General features: G+C 69.4%; 22 protein-coding genes. 13 read left to right on the forward strand and 9 right to left on the reverse strand.

Going from position 1 to position 19,520, the window contains the following annotated elements; genetic code table 11:
• Window positions 1-110 precede the first annotated feature (110 nt).
• On the reverse strand, window positions 111-722 hold the full coding sequence (locus tag Q0579_RS09955; protein ID WP_298811800.1) for an outer membrane beta-barrel protein: 612 nt from the start codon (window positions 720-722) through the stop codon (window positions 111-113).
• Between the two features lie 136 nt (window positions 723-858).
• Between Q0579_RS09955 and Q0579_RS09960 the strand changes: the two genes are divergently transcribed.
• The 3 genes from Q0579_RS09960 to Q0579_RS09970 all read left to right on the forward strand — a co-directional run bounded on the left by Q0579_RS09960 (window position 859) and on the right by Q0579_RS09970 (window position 2,435).
• Entirely contained in the window at window positions 859-1,518 is a 660-nt protein-coding gene (locus Q0579_RS09960) for a histidine phosphatase family protein (RefSeq protein WP_298811801.1), read from the forward strand.
• 7 nt (window positions 1,519-1,525) lie between these two features.
• Window positions 1,526-2,005, forward strand: a complete 480-nt coding sequence (locus tag Q0579_RS09965) for an invasion associated locus B family protein (protein WP_298811802.1) — start codon at window positions 1,526-1,528, stop codon at window positions 2,003-2,005.
• Window positions 2,006-2,168: 163 nt separating this feature from the next.
• Entirely contained in the window at window positions 2,169-2,435 is a 267-nt protein-coding gene (locus Q0579_RS09970) for a hypothetical protein (RefSeq protein WP_298811803.1), read from the forward strand.
• A 23-nt stretch (window positions 2,436-2,458) separates the two neighbouring features.
• Here Q0579_RS09970 and Q0579_RS09975 read toward each other — a convergent pair whose 3' ends face one another.
• Together Q0579_RS09975 and tsaD are read right to left on the reverse strand one after the other, a co-directional pair.
• Window positions 2,459-3,430, reverse strand: a complete 972-nt coding sequence (locus Q0579_RS09975) for an NAD(P)H-dependent glycerol-3-phosphate dehydrogenase (protein WP_298811804.1) — start codon at window positions 3,428-3,430, stop codon at window positions 2,459-2,461.
• A complete protein-coding gene (gene tsaD / locus Q0579_RS09980; RefSeq protein ID WP_298811805.1) occupies window positions 3,427-4,452 on the reverse strand; it encodes a tRNA (adenosine(37)-N6)-threonylcarbamoyltransferase complex transferase subunit TsaD in 1,026 nt (341 codons plus the stop codon). Before tsaD ends, Q0579_RS09975 begins: the two co-directional genes overlap by 4 nt.
• 136 nt (window positions 4,453-4,588) lie before the next feature.
• Between tsaD and hemC the strand changes: the two genes are divergently transcribed.
• From hemC to Q0579_RS09995, 3 genes are read left to right on the forward strand one after another with little or no spacing between them, the layout of a single operon-like run.
• Window positions 4,589-5,488 (forward strand): hydroxymethylbilane synthase, encoded by a 900-nt coding sequence (gene hemC / locus Q0579_RS09985; RefSeq protein WP_298811806.1) that lies wholly within the window; start codon window positions 4,589-4,591, stop codon window positions 5,486-5,488.
• Complete coding sequence (locus Q0579_RS09990) at window positions 5,485-6,192, forward strand: uroporphyrinogen-III synthase (RefSeq protein WP_298811807.1); 708 nt, start codon at window positions 5,485-5,487, stop codon at window positions 6,190-6,192. Before hemC ends, Q0579_RS09990 begins: the two co-directional genes overlap by 4 nt.
• Window positions 6,185-7,105, forward strand: a complete 921-nt coding sequence (locus Q0579_RS09995) for a hypothetical protein (RefSeq protein ID WP_298811808.1) — start codon at window positions 6,185-6,187, stop codon at window positions 7,103-7,105. The genes Q0579_RS09990 and Q0579_RS09995 overlap by 8 nt, the downstream gene beginning before the upstream one ends.
• Window positions 7,106-7,112: 7 nt before the next feature.
• Here the strand turns inward: Q0579_RS09995 and Q0579_RS10000 are convergent, their stop codons facing one another.
• Complete coding sequence (locus Q0579_RS10000) at window positions 7,113-7,916, reverse strand: DUF72 domain-containing protein (RefSeq protein ID WP_298811899.1); 804 nt, start codon at window positions 7,914-7,916, stop codon at window positions 7,113-7,115.
• Window positions 7,917-8,069: 153 nt separating this feature from the next.
• Window positions 8,070-8,348, reverse strand: a complete 279-nt coding sequence (locus Q0579_RS10005; protein ID WP_298811809.1) for a hypothetical protein — start codon at window positions 8,346-8,348, stop codon at window positions 8,070-8,072.
• Between the two features lie 86 nt (window positions 8,349-8,434).
• Between Q0579_RS10005 and Q0579_RS10010 the strand changes: the two genes are divergently transcribed.
• Window positions 8,435-9,334 carry an aldose 1-epimerase family protein gene (locus Q0579_RS10010; RefSeq protein ID WP_298811810.1) on the forward strand — a complete coding sequence of 300 codons (900 nt, stop codon included), beginning with the start codon at window positions 8,435-8,437 and terminating at the stop codon, window positions 9,332-9,334.
• Between the two features lie 75 nt (window positions 9,335-9,409).
• Here the strand turns inward: Q0579_RS10010 and rpoZ are convergent, their stop codons facing one another.
• Window positions 9,410-9,754 carry a DNA-directed RNA polymerase subunit omega gene (rpoZ, locus tag Q0579_RS10015; protein ID WP_298811812.1) on the reverse strand — a complete coding sequence of 115 codons (345 nt, stop codon included), beginning with the start codon at window positions 9,752-9,754 and terminating at the stop codon, window positions 9,410-9,412.
• Window positions 9,755-9,813: 59 nt separating this feature from the next.
• On the opposite strand from rpoZ, the gene Q0579_RS10020 reads away from it, so the two are divergent.
• Window positions 9,814-11,016, forward strand: a complete 1,203-nt coding sequence (locus Q0579_RS10020; protein ID WP_298811813.1) for a cardiolipin synthase B — start codon at window positions 9,814-9,816, stop codon at window positions 11,014-11,016.
• A 63-nt stretch (window positions 11,017-11,079) separates the two neighbouring features.
• Here Q0579_RS10020 and Q0579_RS10025 read toward each other — a convergent pair whose 3' ends face one another.
• Complete coding sequence (locus tag Q0579_RS10025; RefSeq protein WP_219769274.1) at window positions 11,080-11,688, reverse strand: methyltransferase domain-containing protein; 609 nt, start codon at window positions 11,686-11,688, stop codon at window positions 11,080-11,082.
• A gap of 191 nt (window positions 11,689-11,879) precedes the next feature.
• Between Q0579_RS10025 and Q0579_RS10030 the strand changes: the two genes are divergently transcribed.
• Together Q0579_RS10030 and Q0579_RS10035 are read left to right on the forward strand one after the other, a co-directional pair.
• Entirely contained in the window at window positions 11,880-12,194 is a 315-nt protein-coding gene (locus tag Q0579_RS10030) for an antibiotic biosynthesis monooxygenase (protein WP_298811815.1), read from the forward strand.
• Window positions 12,191-13,507 (forward strand): MFS transporter, encoded by a 1,317-nt coding sequence (locus Q0579_RS10035; RefSeq protein WP_298811817.1) that lies wholly within the window; start codon window positions 12,191-12,193, stop codon window positions 13,505-13,507. The genes Q0579_RS10030 and Q0579_RS10035 overlap by 4 nt, the downstream gene beginning before the upstream one ends.
• A gap of 38 nt (window positions 13,508-13,545) precedes the next feature.
• Here Q0579_RS10035 and Q0579_RS10040 read toward each other — a convergent pair whose 3' ends face one another.
• Window positions 13,546-15,837 (reverse strand): CDC48 family AAA ATPase, encoded by a 2,292-nt coding sequence (locus tag Q0579_RS10040; RefSeq protein WP_298811818.1) that lies wholly within the window; start codon window positions 15,835-15,837, stop codon window positions 13,546-13,548.
• 290 nt (window positions 15,838-16,127) lie between these two features.
• On the opposite strand from Q0579_RS10040, the gene Q0579_RS10045 reads away from it, so the two are divergent.
• On the forward strand, window positions 16,128-17,012 hold the full coding sequence (locus tag Q0579_RS10045; RefSeq protein WP_298811819.1) for a LysR substrate-binding domain-containing protein: 885 nt from the start codon (window positions 16,128-16,130) through the stop codon (window positions 17,010-17,012).
• Between the two features lie 37 nt (window positions 17,013-17,049).
• Here Q0579_RS10045 and Q0579_RS10050 read toward each other — a convergent pair whose 3' ends face one another.
• Window positions 17,050-17,508 (reverse strand): peptidylprolyl isomerase, encoded by a 459-nt coding sequence (locus Q0579_RS10050; RefSeq protein WP_298811820.1) that lies wholly within the window; start codon window positions 17,506-17,508, stop codon window positions 17,050-17,052.
• A 146-nt stretch (window positions 17,509-17,654) separates the two neighbouring features.
• Here Q0579_RS10050 and mgtE point away from each other — a divergent pair, with 146 nt between their 5' ends.
• Together mgtE and Q0579_RS10060 are read left to right on the forward strand one after the other, a co-directional pair.
• Complete coding sequence (gene mgtE / locus Q0579_RS10055) at window positions 17,655-19,085, forward strand: magnesium transporter (protein WP_298811821.1); 1,431 nt, start codon at window positions 17,655-17,657, stop codon at window positions 19,083-19,085.
• Between the two features lie 16 nt (window positions 19,086-19,101).
• Complete coding sequence (locus tag Q0579_RS10060) at window positions 19,102-19,518, forward strand: DUF1489 domain-containing protein (RefSeq protein WP_298811823.1); 417 nt, start codon at window positions 19,102-19,104, stop codon at window positions 19,516-19,518.
• The last annotated feature ends 2 nt before the right edge of the window (window positions 19,519-19,520 follow it).

A 19,520-nucleotide genomic window follows, 5' to 3' on the forward strand; every position in this document is an offset into this window, starting at 1 on the left:
AGCCAAAAGAAAACGGCCGGAGCAAGCGCCCCGGCCGTCTTTCTTGTGCGCTTACCCTGTGAAAAGCGTTAAGAGCTTGGGGGAAAGCGTCGATCGCGCATGAAATCGCGTCAGAAGCGGATGCCGACACCGCCCAGCAACTGGTGACGGTCGAGGTCGATGTTGTAGCCGTCGACGTCGCCGTAGTGCGAATAACGATACTCGCCCTTCACGTACGCGGTCGGCGTGATGTTGTACTCCAGCCCTGCGCCGACGCGGAAACCGTCGAGGTTGGTGTGGTCGCGGAATTCGGTGGTGCCCGCGGTGTAGCGCGATTCGATCCGCGCGTTGGTGTAACCGCCCTTGGCGTAGATCATCGCGAGCGGCGAGATGACGTAGCCGACGCGGCCGCCGAGGTAGATGTCGCGGCCGGCGTTGACAGAGAAGCGGTCGCCCGCGGTGAACGCATTGTAGCTGCGCGCGCGCGACGTCGAGTCGGTCAGTTCCGCGTCCGCGCCCAGCACCACGCCGCCCGCCTGGATATCATACCCGATCGCGCCGCCGTAGAGGAAACCGTCGCGGCCCTCGGAACTGCCGTCGCTGCCGTCCTGCAGATTGTCATAGCCCGCGAGCGCCTCGATCCGCGGGCCGGTGAACGGCGCGGCGGGGCCGGTCTGGGCGGCGGCGGGAAGCGCGGCAATGGCGGCGGCGATGGCCGTGGTGGCGAGAACGAGCGTACGCATGAGCAACTCCATGTCATTCGCGCCCCTGATCTGGGGCGGGATGCGGGAAATAGTCAGCAGCGCTGCCGGTTGCATGAACCTCACCTAAACAGCTTTTCGCGTTGCTTTCGCGCCACACCCGGTTGACACCGCGGTCATGGGAACAGGGTTCGATCAGCGTGTGCAGCCAGCGCGGCGGCAGGGCCGCGACTTCGTCGCGCGCCACGGCGAGACGGTGTTCAACGCCGCGCGGCGGATGCAGGGCGACCACCCGCACACGCCGCTGACCCGCGCGGGGTTCGCGCAGGCGGACGAAATGGGGCGGGCGCTGCGCGACCGGTTGGGCGTGCGCCCGACGCTGACGTTATGGGCCTCGCCGACGGGGCGTGCGCTCCAGACGCTGGCGATCATCGCCGAACATCTGGAACTCGACTGGCACCAGGCGCGCACCGACGCACGGCTGGTCGAGATCGACATGGGAAGCTGGGGCGGTCGCTATTACGCCGACGTCGTCGCCGAGGTCGGCCCGGTAGTGGACGGCGAAGGACTGCTCCGCTGCGCGCCGGACGGGGAAAGCTACCCGGCGATCGCGACGCGGATAGGCGGCTGGCTCGCCGACACCGACCATGATCCGGGCGACCGGCTGGTCGTCATGCACGGTATCTCCAGCCGGGTCCTGCGCGGTGTGGCGACCGGCGCGCCCGTCGGGGCGTGCGGCGCTCCGGTGCTGCCGGGACATCCGCAGGGCAGCGTGTCGCTGATCGAGCGCGGGGAAGAGACGCTGGTGCACCGCGGCACCGGCTACGCGCCGGCGTGACGCGCGCGTGAGCGGCGGCGTAATCCTTCTCGCGCTCGCGCTGTTGCTGGGCGAGCGCGACGCGATTGGCGTGTGGCAGCGTTGGGGCGCGATCCGCGACGCGGGGCCTCCGCGGCGCTGCTTCGCACTTGCGCAACCAGTCACTGCCAGCGGCGGTACCGACACGCGCGGCGGCTTCGCGAGCGTGGCCGCGCGCACCGACGCGGCGCGACGCCCCGCGGTGTTCGTGCGCTTCTCGGTGCTCCGCCAGCCCGGTACGCCGATCACGCTGACGATTGGCGAACGGCGGTTCGGTCTGCGCGGCGACACGCGCGGTGCGCGCGCGCCCGATGCCGCGGCCGACCGCGCGATCGTCGCGGCGATGCGCGGCGGTCGCAGCATGAGCGTGTCGGGGGTTGCGACCGGCGGGCGTCCGTTCGCCGACACCTACGCGCTCGACGGTGCCGCTACCGCGATCGACGCGGCAAGCCTCGCCTGCGCGCGCTGAGGCGTCGGCGCCAGCGGCGATCGGCGAGTCGTCTGCGGCGAAGCGAGCGATCGCCGCAGCTTTGTAGCAACCGTCAGCCGCGTCGTGCGTTGGTGCAGCATGATCGAACGGGGATGGCGTCGCCATCGCCGCCTTCGTTGTTTCTTTTGTTAGTGCGTGACCCATGAACGAGCCAATGCGGGGCGAGCGTCCCGTTCACCACGATTTCCGCCTGCAGGAGCGCGACGGCGCGCCGACGAACCCCGGCAACGCCCCGCACGGTGCGCCATTCGTCGCCGCACGCGATGCGCTGCGCCAGGCTTGGGCACCCCCGCTCGACACCTTCGTGACTGAAGACCTGCCGATGCTGCTGACCCGGTTGAACCTCGTCCAGCCGGTCGTGTCGGACAAGCGCTCGTCCAACACTGCGCTGGCGCCCGACCGCTTATAAGCGCGAACCAGCGCGCGACCGGGTCACGCCTCCGCGCGGAGCGGACGTGACAGCAGCGCCTCGATCGTCGCGGTGACCGGCGCGCCCTCTAGCAAGCGGCACACCGCCTCGGTGATCGGCATGTCGACGCCCGCCTGCGCCGCGGCCTCGCGCAGCACCGGGGCGGTGTGCGCGCCCTCGGCGACCGTCAGTCGGTTCGCCAGCAGCGTTGCCGCCGGGCTACCCTGACCGATACCGCGCCCGAGCGAGAAGTTACGCGAACTGGTCGACGAGCACGTCAGCACCAGATCGCCGAGCCCCGACAACCCCGCGAGCGTCTCCGCGCGGGCACCGCGCGCCAGCCCGAAACGCGTCATCTCGGCGAATCCGCGCGCGATCAACGCGGCACGCGCATTCTGTCCCAGTCCGGCGCCATCGACCACGCCGCACGCGATCGCGAGCACGTTCTTGACCGCGCCACCGATCTCCGCGCCGATCACGTCGCTCGATGCGTAAGGGCGAAAGGCCGGCTGCGCGATCAATGCGGCGAGTTCGGCGGCGAGCGCAGGGTCCTCCGCTGCCAGCGTCACGGCGGTGGGCAAACCCGCGGCAACCTCATGCGCGAAGGTCGGGCCCGACAAGACCGCGATCGGCGCGCCGGGCACCGCCTGCCGCGCGACCTCGTGCAAGGGCAGCAGCGTGCCGGCCTCGATCCCCTTGGAACACAGGATCAGCGGCGCGGTGTGATCACGCAGATGCGCCAGCACCGCGCGCATGTGCTGCGCCGGGGTGACGACCAGGATGGCGCGCGCACCAGCGAGTGCGGACCAGTCCTGCGTCGCCTTGATAGAGGGTGACAGCGCGATGTCGGGCAGGAAGGCGGCGTTCCGGTGCGCCGCGTTGATATCCGCCACCACCTCGGGCTCGCGTGCCCACAATCTCACCGCGTGGCCCGCATTTGCCGCGACCTGCGCCAGCGCGGTGCCCCACGCCCCGCCGCCGATGACGCCGATCACGCCTTCACCCCCGCGCCGCGCACCGCCTCGGCGCGCGGGTCGAGCGGCCAGCGCGGGCGCGCGGGCACATCGAGCGGGTCGGTCAACCCGGCGGCGAAGCGCTCCGTCCCCGCCCAGGCGATCATCGCGGCATTGTCGGTGCATAGCCACAAAGGCGGCGCGACGAAGCGCAAGTCGTGCTCGGCCGCGAGCGACTGTAGCGCGGCGCGGATCGCCGAATTGGCGGCAACTCCGCCCGCGACGACCAGCGCGGTGACCGGCCCGGCGCGCCCCAGCGCGCGGCGGGTGCGATCGACTAGGCAATCGACCACTGCCGCTTGGAACGACGCGGCCAGATCAACCGCTGCGTGATCGTTCGCCGCGCGCGCCACCGCGGCCTTCAGCCCGGCGAAGGAGAAATGCGGCTCGCTCGATCGCAGCAGCGGGCGCGGCAGCGGCACCGCGCGCGGGTCACCGTCCAGCGCGGCCCGCTCGACCGCGGGGCCGCCCGGGAACCCCAGTCCCAGGATCTTCGCGGTCTTGTCGAACGCCTCGCCCGCGGCATCGTCGATCGTGGTGGCGAGCCGGCGATAGCGCGCGACACCCTCGACCAGCAGCAACTGACAATGCCCGCCCGACACGAGCAGCAGCAGGTATGGAAAGTCGAGATCGGGATCGGACAGTCGCGGGCTCAGCGCATGCCCCTCGAGGTGGTTGACCGCGACCAGCGGCTTGCCCGCCGCATGCGCCAGCGCCTTGCCGGTGACGAGCCCGACCATCACGCCGCCGATCAGCCCCGGCCCCGCGGTCGCGGCGACCGCGTCGACCTGCGCGAGCGTGACCCCTGCATCGGCGAGTGCTGCGGCGACCAGCGGCTCCAGCGCCTCGACATGCGCGCGCGCCGCGATCTCGGGCACAACCCCGCCATAGGGCGCGTGCGCCGCCTCCTGCCCCAGCAGACGATGCGCCAGCACCTGGCGGTCGCCGGTGACCAGCGCGGCAGCGGTTTCGTCGCAGGAGGATTCAAGACCCAGGATCAGCATTGCCGCGATGTAGGGGATCGCGCGGCAAAGGGGAACGCGGTGCGACCATGCTACCGTCTCTGCCACCGGCGTGGCGACACTCGCGCGACGGGACGCGCGGGTTGCTCAGGCCGGATCGGTCGGCGATAGGCGGCACATGGCTGACAGCTTTCGACTGGGGACACGCGGATCGCCGCTCGCGCTGATACAGGCGGGGATGGTGCGCGACGCGCTGATGTCAGCGCATGGTTGGCCGGATGTCGAGATCGTCGTGATCCGCACCACCGGCGACCGCGTGCAGGACCGCGCGCTGGCCGAGATCGGCGGCAAGGCGCTATGGACCAAGGAGCTCGACCGCGCGCTCTTGGCGGGAGAGGTCGACGCCTGCGTCCACTCGATGAAGGATGTGGAAACGATCCGCCCGCGCGCGATCGCGATCGCCGCCATGCTGGAGCGCGCCGACGTGCGCGACCGGTTGATCGGCGCGGAGTCGATCGCGGCCCTGCGCCACGGCGCGGTGGTGGGCACCAGCAGCCCCAGGCGCGCGGCACAGCTCGGGCGGCTGCGTCCCGACATCCGGACCGTGCTGTTCCGCGGCAACGTCGACACGCGGCTGGGCAAGCTGGCGGTTGGTGAGGTCGACGCGACCCTGCTCGCGGCGGCGGGGCTCGACCGGCTGGGCCGGCACGACACCGGCGTGGCGATTCCGTTCGACGAAATGCTGCCCGCCCCCGCGCAGGGCGCGGTCGGGATCGAGACGCTGGCGGACGGGCGCGCGCGCGCGCTGGTGGCGGCGATCGACCACGCCGACACGCACCGCGCCGTCGCGGTCGAGCGCGCGTTGCTCGCGGTACTGGCAGCCGACTGCCACTCGCCCGTCGCGGCACTCGCGCGGGTAGAGGAGGGTGGCGTGTCGCTGCGCGCACAATTGCTGACCGAGCGCGGCGACGAGTCGGTCGAGGGTGTGATGCGCGCCGGCGACGAGGTCGGCGCTGCGCTGGCGCACGATCTGCTCGCGCGCGCGCCCGCGGCGGTCAGGCGATTGTTCGCGGGGTGAGCGACGATGGCGGTCGGGCCGCGCACGCGCTGGTGCTCAGGCCTGAGCCGGGAAACACGCGCACGGTTGCGGCGCTGCGCGACGCCGGGGTCGTGGCCGTGGGTATTCCCTTGTTCGCGGTACGACCGCTCGCGTGGCAGGTGCCTGACGGACGCTTCGACGCGCTGCTGCTCACCAGCGCCAATGCGGTCCGCATGGCAGGTGCGACACTCGCGTGCGTTGCGCACCTGCCCGTCGTCGCGGTCGGCGCGGCCACCGCGCAGGCGGCACGCGCGGCGGGTTTGACGGTCGCGGTGACCGGGCACGACGATGCGGCCGCCGTGGTCGCCGCCGCGCGTGCCTACCCGCGGCTGCTCCACCTCGCCGGGCGAGAGCATGTCGCGCTTCCCGGCGTCGCCTGTGCGGTCGTCTATGCCAGCGAGCCGCTACCGGTCGCGCCCGCCGCGCTCGCGGCGGCGCTTCCCGCCGTCGTGCTGCTCCACTCGGCGCGCGCGGCGACCCGCTTCGCGGCACTGGTGGCGGACCTGCCGCGCAAGGAAATCGTGCTCGCCGTGCTCAGTGCCAAGGTCGCGGCGGCGGCCGGCAGCGGATGGCGGCGCGTCGCCGTCGCCGATGCCCCCAGCGACGCGCGGCTCGTCGCGCTCGCCGCCATGCTCGCGATTGACCCGGCACGCGGGCGCGAGGATAACGCGCGGCATGACTGACGACCATCCGTTCGGCGACGGCGCGCGGCGATCGCGCATGGGGCCGGCGGTGCTGATCGCGGCGCTGGTGCTCGCGGTCGGGCTCGGCCTGATGATCTACGCGATCCGCAACGAACCCGGCTGGCTGCGACGCGGCGAAGCGCAATCGAACGTGTCCGCGCCCGCGCGCGCGACGGCGCAGCAGGCGCCGTCCGCCAGCGTCGATCCGCAGACGCTGTCGGCGCGCGAAACCGCGCTCGCCGCGCAGATCGCCAGTCTGGAAGCGCGCGCGGCGACGATCGGTACCAGCGCCAGCGACGCCGAAGGGCGCGCCGCCCGCGCCGAGGCGATCCTGATCGCCTTTGCCGCGCGCCGCGCGATCGATCGCGGGCTCGAGCTCGGCTATCTCGAGGAGCAGTTGCGCCTGCGCTTCCCGGCTGCCTCGCGTGAAGCGGCGGCGGTGATCCGCGCCTCGCGCAATCCCGTCACGCTGGAAACACTGCGCGAGGGGCTCGATGCCGCCGCGCCGACGTTACTCGCGCGCGAGAGTAGCTGGTGGGGCGGGCTCGGCGCCGAATTGCGCAACCTGGTCGTGATCCATGAGGCTGGCACGCCGTCGCCGCTACCGGCCGATCGACTCGCACGCGTACGCCGGCTGATCGACGCGGACCGGATCGAAGACGCGCTCGCCGAGGCGCAGCGGCTGCCCGGCGCGGCGAATGCGGGCAGCTGGACCGCGGCGGCGAAGCGCTACGTCGACGCGCACCGCGCGCTCGACCAGCTGGAGACGATCGCGATCGTCGGTCCGGTTGCGCAAGCCTCACCCGCGCCCACGCCCGCTGCCGCTGCCGCGCCCGGCAGCGCGATCGAGGCGCCGGCGCCGACGATCCCGCCGCAACCGGCGCCGACGGCCGATCTGGGAAACTACCTCTAGCGCGCGATCAGGTGATCGGCGTGCCGACGCGCTCGATCAACGCCATCGCGGCCTGCGGGGCACGGATCTTCGCACCGTTGATCATGAACACGAACGTTTCTCTCGGCTGCACCGGCGCCGGTGCGGCAGCGCACGGCAGCGTTGCGGGCGTGCCGCCGGCGGCGAGCGTGCGCGCCATCTCCGCCCAGCCGTCCAGCGCCGCGGGCGCGTAGCCGGTCGGTTCGTCCTCGCGCGCATCTTCCAGCCGCACGTAGGCGAAGTCGCCCGACACGTCGCCGATCGCGGGATGGTCGGCCGCATCGGCGTAGACGATCGCGACCCCCGCCGACCGGCACAGCGCGACGAACGCGGGGGTGAAGAAACTGTCGTGGCGCACGTGCACCGCATGGCGCAGGCGGATGCCCTCGTGCGCGGAGGGCAGCAGCGACAGAAAGGCGGCGATATCGTCCGCGTCGAAGCGGCGGGTGTCGGCGAACTGCCACAGGATCGGACCAAGCTTGTCGCCCAGCTCGACGATACCCTGGTTGACGAACCGCGCGATCGACTCGCCCGCTTCCGCCAGCACCTTGCGCGTCACGCAGTAACGCGATGCCTTCAGCGCGAAGACGAAGCCCTCGGGCGTCGCGTCACGCCACGCGGCAAAGGTCGCTGGCTTGAACGAGGAATAGAAGGTCCCGTTGACCTCGATCGCGGAAACGTGCCGGCTGGCGTAATCCAGCTCGCGCTTGATCGGCCATTTGGGCGGATAGAAGCTGCCGCGCCACGGCTCGAAGGTCCAGCCGCCAATGCCGACTCGAATGGGATGCGTCATATCGACGCTGTAGCGGATCGGCTCACCCCAGTCGCTCACCCCAATCGTTCATTCCAGCCGCTCATTCCAGCCGCTACGCACCGTCGCTCAGCCGACTTGCCCGCGCGTACGATCGCTGGCGGCGGGACATAGTTGCCCCGCCGCCGCTTGTGATCACAACTGGTTCTTGACCTGCTGCTCGACGCGCGCGTCGTCGTTGTCGTCGGCCTTGTCCGCCGCGTCTTCGCCCATCTCGCGCACGTTGTCGGCGCGGTCCTCGAGCGCGTCGGACACCTGCTCGTTCGCAGTCGCGTCGGCCTGCGCGTCGAGCGCGTCGGCGCGGTTCTCGGTCATCGCCTCGATGTTGTCGGCTGCCTTGTCGTCGGCATTGCCGCCGCACGCGCCCAGCATCAGCAGGCCGGCCACGCCCGCGGCCTTCAGAACGGTCTTCATTGATAGCACCCCTTTGTTCGTTGCGGCTCGTCAATGATCCGGCGTGGGCAAGGGTTCCAAATCGCGCCTCGCGCGTTGCGCCTCGCATGTCCGATCACCCTTCCGCGGCCGAGAACGGCTGGCTCACCATCGCGTCCGACGAATTGTCTGCCGCGATCAACCCGCACGGTGCCGAACTCTCGTCGATCCGTGATGGTGAGGGGCGCGAGTTGATGACCGATGCCGACCCGCGCTGGTGGACCGGGCGCGCGCCGCTGCTGTTTCCGGTCGTCGGCAAGCCCGCGGGCGAGACGATCCGCGTCGACGGTCAGGTATATCCGATGAAGCAGCACGGCTTCGCGCGCCGCCGCGACTTCCAGGTCGTGTCGCACGAGGAGTCGCGGGTCGTGTTCGCGCTCGGGGACGATGCCGACACGCGCGCATCCTATCCGTTCGCGTTCCAACTGGGAGCGGCGTTCACGATCGTGCAGGCGACGCTCGAACTCGCGATCACGATCCACAATCCGGGCGATACGCCCTTGCCCGCCAGCTTCGGCTTCCACCCCGCCTTTGCCTGGCCGCTACCATATGGCGCCACGCGCGAGGATCATCGCATCACCTTTGCCGCGGACGAGTTCGAGCCGCTGCGCGTCCTCGACTCCGATGGGCAGATCACCGCGGAGCGGCGCACCTCGCCGCTCGACGACCGGACGCTGCACCTCGCCGACGATCTGTTCGCGCGCGACGCGCTGATCTGGGACCGGGTCCACAGCCAGTCGGTCCGCTACGGCGCGGATACCGGACCCGCGCTCGAGATCGCCTTTCCCGACACGCCGATGCTGGGCATCTGGACCAAGCCCGGCGCGCCGTTCGTCTGCATCGAGCCGTGGCACGGGATCGCCGACCCGGTCGATTACACCGGCGAGTTCCGCGACAAGCCCGGCGTGTTCCTGATCGCCCCCGGCGATGCGAAGCGCATCAGCATGTCGGTGACGCTCCGGCAATGATCCCGGACGGCAGAGACGACAACGGCCGACCGCTCGGGCGAGCGGCCGGCCGTCGCAGCAATCGTCGCCAAACGATCAGCCGTCGTAATCGGCGCCCAGATTCTGGTTGCGCGGCGGGGCGGCGGCGGTGAGCCGCAGCGCCTCCGCCGACGCGGCCAGGCTGCCGACCTCGTCCGCCTCGTCCTCGTCGTCGATCTGCACCCGCTGCATGCCCTGGATCGCGGCCTCGTTCAGGTCGCGCGGGCGCACGGTCTGCTCGGCGATCTCGCGCAGCGCCACGACCGGATTCTTGTCACGGTCGCGATCGAGCGTCAGTTCCGCCCCGCCCGAGATCTGGCGCGCGCGCTGCGCGGCCATCAGCACCAGGTCGAAACGGTTCGGGATCTTATCGACGCAATCCTCGACGGTCACGCGCGCCATGGGCGGCTTCCTTGCAAAAAAACGGAAACGGGAAGATGCCTGTGTATGACGAGGGCGTCATGAAGTCAACGAACGCGCAATCCGCCGAACAGGGCGCCGGCACCGCCCGACCAATAACCGTCGACGGTCACCGCCTGACGCTGCTGACCGAGGGGCCCGACCGGCGCCGTGCACTGCTCGACCTGATCGCGCAGGCGCGCACGTCGCTGCGGCTGATCTTCTACATCTACGCCGACGACGCGTCGGGGCGGCGGATCAACGATGCGCTGGTCGCAGCGGCAGCCCGGGGGGTGCGCGTGGCGTTGATCGTCGACGGCTTCGGCAGCGACGACGCCGACGCGCACTTCTTCGATCCCCTTCGCGCCGCCGGCATCTCGGTGTGTCGCTTCTCGCCGCGGTTCGGCCGGCGCTACCTGCTGCGCAATCATCAGAAACTCGCGCTCGCGGACGCGGGGACCGCGCACGCGCGCATCCTGACCGGCGGGTTCAACGTCGAGGACGATTATTTCGGCACCGCGCGCGAACAGGCGTGGCGCGATCTGGGCCTGCTGGTGGAGGGCGAGGCCGCGTCGCGCATGGCGGGTTATTTCGACGCGCTGGAAGAATGGGTGCGCGAGCCCAAGGGCAAGCTGCGCCACCTCAACCGCGCGCTGTCGCGCTGGAGCGAGACGCAAGGCCGGCTGCGCTGGCTGATCGGCGGACCGACGCGGCGGTTGTCGCCCTGGGCGCGCGCGATCCGTACCGACATGCGCCGCGCGCACCGGATTGATCTGATCGCGGCCTATTTCACGCCGAGCCCCACGATCCTGCGGCGGCTCGACCGCGCGGGGCGGCTGGGCCAGTCGGTGCGCGTCGTCACCGCCGCCAAGTCGGACAATGACGCGACGATCGCCGCGGCACGCTTCACCTATCGCGGGCTGCTGAAGAAAGGCGTGCGTGTCTACGAATATCAGCCGACCAAGCTGCATACCAAGCTCTACGTCGTCGACGACGCGGTCTATGTCGGCAGCGCCAATTTCGACATGCGCAGCCTGTTCATCAATCTCGAGCTGATGCTCCGGATCGAGGATGCGGATTTCGCTGCGCAGGTGCGCGATTATGTCGATGGCGAGATCTCACACTCGCATGAGATCACGCGCGACGTATACGCGCAGGCGACCGGCTGGTGGCAGCGCACCAAGCAGTTCGCGGCATACCTGATCGTCGGCGTGCTCGACCCCACGGTGTCGCGCGGCCTGAACTTTCGCGGTGAGGACCTGTAAGGAAAAGGTTCACCAGCAGTCCGGCACCGCCTGCCGCATCATCCTCGCGGCGCGCGCTTCACCTCAGTCCTTATGTGCCCAGTACAGCTGGGCCGGCGGCACGTTCCACCATTCCATGTCGTGGTCGATGCGCGTGAAATGCGCGGCGATGAAGTCGCGGACCTTGGGGCTGAATTGATAGACCAGGAACGCGCCATCCTTGCGCAGCGCCCGGTGCGTCGCCGCCGCAATTGCTGGGCCGACGCCGTCGGGCAGCGTCGAAAAGGGCAGGCCCGACAGGATGTAATCGGCCGATTGATGACCGTGTTCGGCGATGATCCGTTCGACGTCGGCGGCCGACCCCTCGACCGCGACGAAGCGCGAATCGGTGATCGTGTGGTCGAGGTAGCGGATGAAATCGGGGTTGGTGTCGATCGCGATCAACATCGCGTCGGGCGCCATCCGCTCCAGGATCGGGCGGCAGAAGGTGCCCACACCAGGGCCATATTCGACGAACAGCTTGCAATTGGCCCAGTCGACGGGCGCGAGCATCTTGCGGATCAGCCGGTCGGACGAGGGGATGATCGAGCCGACCATGACCGGGTGCTTCAGGAAACCCTGAAAGAACATCTGCAGCGGTCCGGGGACACCGGCGGGCCGGGCGCGACGCATCGCGTTGGTCGAACTGGGCATGAGGAAAAGCACTGCTCCCGTTATGTCCGCGCTGCATGCTCCGCGCAGCCCGGTTGGACGAACGCTTGGTCAAGCGCGTCGGTTGCCATAGCGGGGTTGCGCCGCGGCCCCAAGCGCCTAATCGCTTGGATATGCCGGACGACAGAACAGCGGCGCGGGAGGACAGGGCCCGGGAGGATAGGGGCGGTCAGGTGGCGGTGATCTTCGCTGCCTGGCGCACGCGCGTGGACGAGGCGGGCTACGCTGCCGCGGCCACGGCGATGGGTGCGCTCGCCGCGAAGCAGCCCGGCTATTGTGGGATCGACGCCGCGCGCGGCGACGACGGATTCGGCGTCACCGTCAGCTATTGGGCGGATGAGGCAAGCGCGGTCGCGTGGCGTGAGCACCCCGAGCATGCGGCGGTGCGCGAGGCGGGCCGCGGGCGGTGGTACGATCGCTACGACCTGCACGTCGCACATGTGTCGCGCAGCTACGGCTGGCGCAGGGTAGAGGAGGAAGCGGCATGAAGCGCGGGTTCGATCGGAGCTTCGCGCTCATGTTCCTCGTCATGCTGACGATCGCGGCGGGGAACACCGCGCTGCAATCGGTGCTGCCCGCGCTCGGGCGATCGCTGGGCGTAAAGGACAGCGCGGTCGCCGCGGCCTTTTCGGTGTCGGCGCTGCTGTGGGTGGTGGCCGCGCCCTTCTGGGCCAGGCGATCGGACCGGCACGGGCGGCGGCTGATGATCCTGTTCGGCATGGGCGGCTTCTGCGTCAGCCTGACCTTGTGCGGCGTGTTCCTGGCTGCCGGAATCAACGGCTGGATCGGTGGCACGACCGCGTTCGTGCTCTTCATCCTCGGCCGGCTGATCTACGGCACGTTCGGATCAGCGGCACCGCCCGCGGTACAGGCGCTGGTCGCGGGCAACACCACGCGCGAGGAGCGGACGCGCGCACTCACCCTGCTCGCCTCGGCGTTCGGGCTGGGGACGATCCTGGGGCCGGCGCTCGCGCCCTATCTGATCCTCGGCCATGCCGGGACGATCGAGGTCGGGCTGGCAGGGCCGGCGTTCGTCTTCGCGATATTCGGGCTGATCGTGTTCGTGACGGTGAGGCGCGTGCTGCCCGACGATCGCGGCATTGCCCCTGGAATCCACGGCGCGGCGAACGCTTATCCCTCGATCGGTGGGCAGGCATCGGGCGCGAGCGTGACCGCCGCGACCGCAGAGGGACGAACCGAGGTGCGCTACACCGACCCGCGGATCAGGGCATGGATGATCGCCGGGCTCGTGATGGGGCACGCGCAGGCGATGACGGGACAGGCGATCGGCTTTCTGGTGATCGACCGGCTGAACGTCGCGCCCGCCGCCGCGCTTGAGCCGACCGGCATCGTGCTGATGATGGGTGCAGGCGCGGCGCTGCTCGCGCAATGGGGGCTGATCCCGACGCTCAACCTCAAACCCCGCGCGCTGGTACTCGTGGGATTGGTGCTCGCCGCGGCGGGTACCGCGCTGACGGGGCTCGCCACCTCGCTCTACGGCATCGCGACCGCTTATGCGCTGGCAAGCCTGGGCTTCGGCTTCACGCGCCCCGGCTTTACCGCAGGATCAAGCCTCGCGGTCGGCCCCGCCGCACAAGGCTCGGTCGCGGGCAAGGTGACGAGCGTCAATGGCGCGAGCTTCGTGCTCGGCCCCTCGATCGGGGTGGGCTTGTACGAGGTGCAGCACTCACTGCCGTACCTGACCGCGGGCGCGGCATGCGTGATCCTGCTGGTCTATGCGTGGCATGCATTGCGCACGCCTGATGCCGACGCGCAGGTGTGGAGCGATCCCGAGGTGTGAAGACGCCACCGCGGCGGAGCAGCGGCGCCCCCATCAGGTCAGTCGCTGCCCTTCGGTCCGCGCGGGGTAAGCTGGCCCGGCGCGATGAAGCCGATCGGCTGGATCGCGTTGGCCTCCTGTTTTAGCTTGGCTGCCATCTGCTCGTATTCGCGCTCAACCTCGGGCGTGACGCTTGCCCGCGAGTCGTCCAGCGCGCGCTCGAAATTGGCCTGGCTGACCTCGGCATTGTCGATCCGCTCGCGCAACGCGATCAGGCCGGCGCGGCGCACCACGTCCTCCAGGTCGGCACCGGTGAAACGCTCGGTCCGCGCAGCGATGTCGTCCAAGTCGACGTCGCTCGCCAGCGGCATCTTCTGCGTCTGGATGCCAAGAATGCGGCGCCGCCCCTCGCGTGTCGGCAATCCGACATAGATCAGCTCGTCGAACCGGCCCGGACGCAGCAGCGCGGGGTCGACCAGATTGGGCCGGTTGGTCGCGCCGATCACGACAACCGATTGCAGCTCCTCCAACCCGTCCATCTCGGCGAGGATCGTGTTGACCACGCGCTCGGTCACCTGCGGCTCACCCAGCCCACCGCCGCGCGCGGGGACGAGGCTGTCGAGCTCGTCGATGAAGATCACCGTCGGCGCGACCTGACGCGCGCGCTGGAACAGCCGCGTGATCTGCTGCTCGCTCTCGCCGTACCATTTCGACAACAGGTCGCTCGACTTGGTGGCGATGAAGTTCGCCTCAGCCTCGCGCGCGACCGCCTTGGCGAGCAATGTCTTGCCGGTGCCGGGCGGACCGTAGAGCAGGAAGCCCTTCGCCGGGCGGATACCCAAACGGCGGAACGCGTCGGGGTTCTTGAGCGGCAGCTCGACGCCTTCCTTCAGCCGCATCTGCGCGTCGTCCAGTCCGCCGACGTCGCTCCACTTGGTCGTCGGCGCCTGCACCATCACCTCGCGCATCGCGCTCGGCTGAACGCGTTTCAACGCGCCGATGAAATCCTCGCGCGTGACCGCCAGCGTGTCGAGCACCTCGGGTGGGATGGTGCGCTCCTCCAGATTCAACTGCGGCATGATGCGTCGCACCGCCTCGATCGCCGCCTCGCGCGTCAGGGCGGCAAGGTCCGCGCCGACGAAGCCGAAGGTTGTGCGCGCGAGTTCGGCCAGATCGACGCGATCGCCGAGCGGCATGCCGCGCGTGTGAATGCCCAGGATCTCGCGCCGCCCGCGCTCGTCGGGCACACCGACGACGATCTCGCGGTCGAAGCGGCCGGGCCGGCGCAGCGCCTCGTCGATCGCCTCGGGCCGGTTGGTGGCGGCGATGACGACGAGGTTGGCGCGCGCTTCCAGCCCGTCCATCAGCGTGAGAAGCTGCGCGACGACGCGCTTCTCCGCCTCGCCCGAAACCTGCCCGCGTTTGGGTGCGATCGAGTCGATCTCGTCGATGAACACGATCGAGGGTGCGTTCTTGGCCGCTTCCTCGAACACCTGACGCAACCGGCCTTCCGACTCGCCGTATGCCGAGCCCATGATCTCGGGGCCGTTGATCAGGAAGAATTGCGCGTCCGATTCGTTCGCGACCGCACGTGCGAGGCGCGTCTTGCCGGTCCCGGGCGGGCCGTAGAGCAGCAATCCCTTGGGCGGATCGACGCCTAGCCGCTGGAACAATTCGGGGTAGCGCAGCGGCAGCTCGACCATTTCGCGCAACTGATCGATCGTCGCCGCCATGCCGCCGATGTCGTCGTAGGTGACGTCGGCGCGGCGCGCAGCCTCGGGCTCCTCATATTCGGGGCGCAGTTCGATCTCGGTATTCTCGTCGACGTGGACGATTCCCTTGGGGCTCGCCGACACGACGAGCAGGCGGATTTCCTGCAACGCATAGGCGGGGGCGTTGACGAACTGCGCCATGCCCGGCGGCATGTTCTGCACGCGCTGATGCCCCGCGGTCGCCACCACATCCCCTTGCGCGAACGGACGTCCGATAAAGGTGCGCTTCAGTGCGTTGGATGACCCTTGGAGACGCAGGTTCTGCTGCGCGGGTGCGAACACGACTCGCGTTGCAGGCTTCGACTCGGCCTTGCGTACCTCGACGAAGTCACCCGAGCCGACCCCGGCGTTGGCGCGCTGCAACCCGTCGATGCGGATCAGCGCGAGCCCTTCGTCCTCGTTATACGGGCCGACCGCCCGTGCGGGCGTCACCTTCTTGCCCGAAATCTCGATCACGTCGCCGTCGGTGATGCCAAGTGCGGCCATGATCGCGCGCGGCAGATGCGCGATGCCGCGGCCGGAATCCTCGGGCCGCGCATTGGCGACCTGCAATTTGGTAGGTTGTTCGGCGTCGGCCATCGGTCCCTCACTCGCTCGAAAGCGTCGAGCGCAGGAGATAGGCGGCGGGTTCCCGATTGCGAGCGCATGCGGCGTGCATGCTGATCCAGCGCAAACGAAAAAAAGGGCCGATCAGATGACCGGCCCGTGAAAGTTTTTAGGAGAGGATGCCTGAAAGGCCCGATCTTTCTGCGTCGCAGCAGGTCATGTTGCAAGTGCGAAAAGGTCGTAGTACGATTGCAGAAACGGCAATCGCCTGCCACCCTGCGCTTACAGTTTGCGGTTCGCGCCGCGCCCGAAACGGACCAGCCATGCGCCGTCTGCCACCGCTCACTGCCATCGAAGCCTTCGTCGCGGTCGCGCGGCTGGGCTCGATCAAGGCCGCGGCGACCGAGCTCGCGCTCTCCGCTCCTGCGCTCAGCCGACGCATCCAGACCTTGGAGCGCTTCCTCGGCCGTCCGTTGTTCGACCGCCGGCACCAGGCGATGACCCCCAATGCCGACGGCGACCGACTGCTCGCCGCGATCGCACCCGCGCTCGATAGCCTGTCGGACGCGGTCGAATCGATGACCAGTGGCGGCGAGGTGCTGCGGCTGCGCCTGGGCGTGCTGCCGTTATTCGCGTCGCAGCGGCTGTTCCCCAGGCTCGCGCAACTGCGCGCCGCGCGGCCCGAGCTGCACCTGGACGTCGATACCGGCAGCAACGCGATCTCGCGGCTGGGCGAGGGGCTCGACGCAGTGATCGTGCTCGCGCGCGAGGTCGACCCGACGCTCTATGCCGAGCGGCTCGACCGCAACAAGGTGTACGCGATCGGCGCGCGGACGCTGGTGGAAGGCGCGGACCCGCTGCTGCGGCCCGAACAGCTCGCCGACCATAGCGTGCTGCTCCACCGCGACATGGCCGACAATTTCACTGCCTGGCGCCAGAGTGCGGGGATTGCCGAGGTCGAACCCAAGGCGGTCGATCATTTCGATTCGGGCGCGCTGATGCTGGAGGCGGCGGCGCAAGGTTTGGGCGTCGCGTTCATGCTCGAAAGCCATTTCAACGACGCCAACGATCCGCGGCTGGTGCGCTTGTTCGAGCTTGAGGTAGAGAGCCCGTATTCCTACTGGTTCGTCTGCCGCCCGCGCGCGTTGCAGACGAAGCCGGTGCGCATCTTTCGCGACTGGTTGATCGCGACGCTGCGCACCGACTGACCCGCCGCGCTCGACGCGGCGAGCCTCGGGCGGATGCTTACTCCGCTTTCGCCTTGACGATCTTGCCCGGCTCGCGCGGCGGCTCGCCCTTGGGCAGTGCGTCGATCAGCTCCATGCCGTCGGTCACCTCGCCCCAGACAGTGTACTGGTTGTCGAGGAAGCGCGCATCGTCGAAGCAGATGAAGAACTGCGAATTGGCCGAGTTCGGGTCCATCGTCCGCGCCATCGAGCAGGTGCCGCGCACGTGCGGCTCCTTGCTGAATTCCTGCTTGAGGTTGGGCTTCTTCGACCCGCCGGTGCCGTTGTGGTTTCCGCCGTCGCCGCCCTGCGCCATGAAGCCGGGAATGACGCGGTGAAAGGGCACGCCGTCGTAGAAGCCTTCGTTGGCGAGCTCGCCGATACGCTTGACGTGCTCGGGCGCGAGATCGGGGCGGAAGCGGATCGTCACGTCGCCGCCGTCAAGCGTCAGCGTCAGGGTGGAAAAGGTATCGGCCACTCAAAAATCCTTTCGTGTTCGTGTCGCACAGTTAGTGTCGCACGCCGCGGGAGGCAAACGGCCGAGCCGGGCAAATGGTGCATGGTCAATCGCGTGCCCCGACGATAAGGCGCGCTCAGTCAGCGCACAGCAGGGAGGCACGCGACATGAGCGAGACCGAGCTTCCCGACCTCGAACGTGACGAGGCCGTCGAGCAGAGCGACCAGCTCGCCCCCAATCAGCTCGACGAGGACGACCGGCTGAAACCCGCCTTCGTCGCGGCGGTGCTGGACGCGGTCGAGGACGGCGACGTCGATGCCGCGCGCGCGCTCGTCGCGCCGCTGCACCCGGCCGACATCGCCGACCTGTTCGAGCTGACGCCCGAGGACCGCCGCCGCGACCTCGCCGCCGCGATCGCCGACCAGCTCGATGCCGACGTGTTCGCGGAGATGAACGACTATGTTCGCGAATCGCTGATCGACGCGCTCGACGCGCGGCAGGTCGCCGACATCGCGAGCGAACTCGACACCGACGACGCGGTTGCGATCATCGAGGACATGGACGTCGAGGACCAGCGCGAGGTCCTGCGCGCGATGGAGCCCGACGACCGCGCCGCGATCGAGGAAGCGCTCTCCTATCCCGAAGAGTCGGCCGGACGCCTGATGCAGCGCGACCTGGTCGCGGTGCCCGAACATTGGACGGTGGGCGATACGCTCGATTACCTGCGCGGCCACGACGAGCTGTTGACCGACTTCTGGGAAATCTTCGTGGTCGACCCGGCACACCGTCCGGTCGGCACCTGCGCGCTGTCGTGGATCCTGCGCACGCCGCGCGGGATCGCCATGGCGGACGTAATGCAGCGCGAGCAGACGCTGATCCCGGTCGACATGGACCAGGAGGAGGTCGCGCTCCGCTTCCAGAAATACGCGTTGATCTCGGCGGCGGTGGTCGACGGCTCCGGCCGGCTGGTCGGCATGATCACCGTCGACGACATCGTCCACATCATCCAGCAGGAAGCGGGCGAGGACGTGCTGCGCCTGTCGGGCGCGGGCGAGGGCGACATCAACGAGCCGATCCGGCTGACCGTGCGCACGCGCGTCGCTTGGCTGGTGGTCAATTTGGGCGCGACGATCCTGTCGGCCTCGGTCGTCGGGTTGTTTCAGGGCGAGATCGCGCGCTTCGCGTTGCTCGCCGCGCTCATGCCGATCGTCTCCGCGCTCGGCGGCAATGCGGGGACGCAGACGCTCGCGGTCATGGTGCGCGCGCTCGCCACCAACCAGCTCACCAGCTCCAACACGCTGCGCATGCTGTTCCGCGAATTCCGCATCGCGCTCGCCAACGGCGTCGCGCTCGGCACCGTCGGCGCGGTCGGCAGCTATCTCGTGCTCGGCCACCTGCAGCTCTCGATCGTGTTCGCGATCGCGATGATGATCAACAGCGTCGTTGCGGGGCTCGTCGGCGTCATCGTGCCGGTCGCGCTCGACAAGGCGAACGTCGACCCCGCGGTATCCTCGGCGGTGTTCGTGACCACCGCGACCGACGTGATGGGGTTCCTGTCGTTCCTGGGGCTCGCGGCCTTGTGGGGGCTGTCGGGCTGACCCACATCAGCAGGGCATGTCCCTGCCACCATTGCATTTAACCAAGGTCGCGTTCGGCGCGACCAGCCTCGACGTCCTGACAGACCGCCTGAAGGCGCGCGCCGCCGCGGGCGAGCTGTTTCTGACGACGCGCTACCTGCCCAAGCGGCACGAGGAGGTCGCGGGGCGCGGTTCGCTCTACTGGATCATCAAGCACCAGCTCGTCGCGCGCTCGCCGATTACCGGGTTCGGTGAGGCGGAGGGTGGCCGCGTCACGATCCATCTCTCGCCCGATTTTCACCTCATCCACGCCCGCCCGCGCCGCGCGCACCAGGGCTGGCGCTATCTCGAGGCGCACGAAGCACCCGAGGATCTGTCGGGCGATACGGTTGACGGCGTCGCGGCGATGCCGCCGGTGCTGGTCGGGCGGCTGGTGGAGCTGGCACTGCTGTAGAA

Source organism: uncultured Sphingomonas sp. (assembly GCF_936927845.1).
In the GTDB taxonomy this organism is placed as follows: Bacteria; Pseudomonadota; Alphaproteobacteria; order Sphingomonadales; family Sphingomonadaceae; genus Sphingomonas.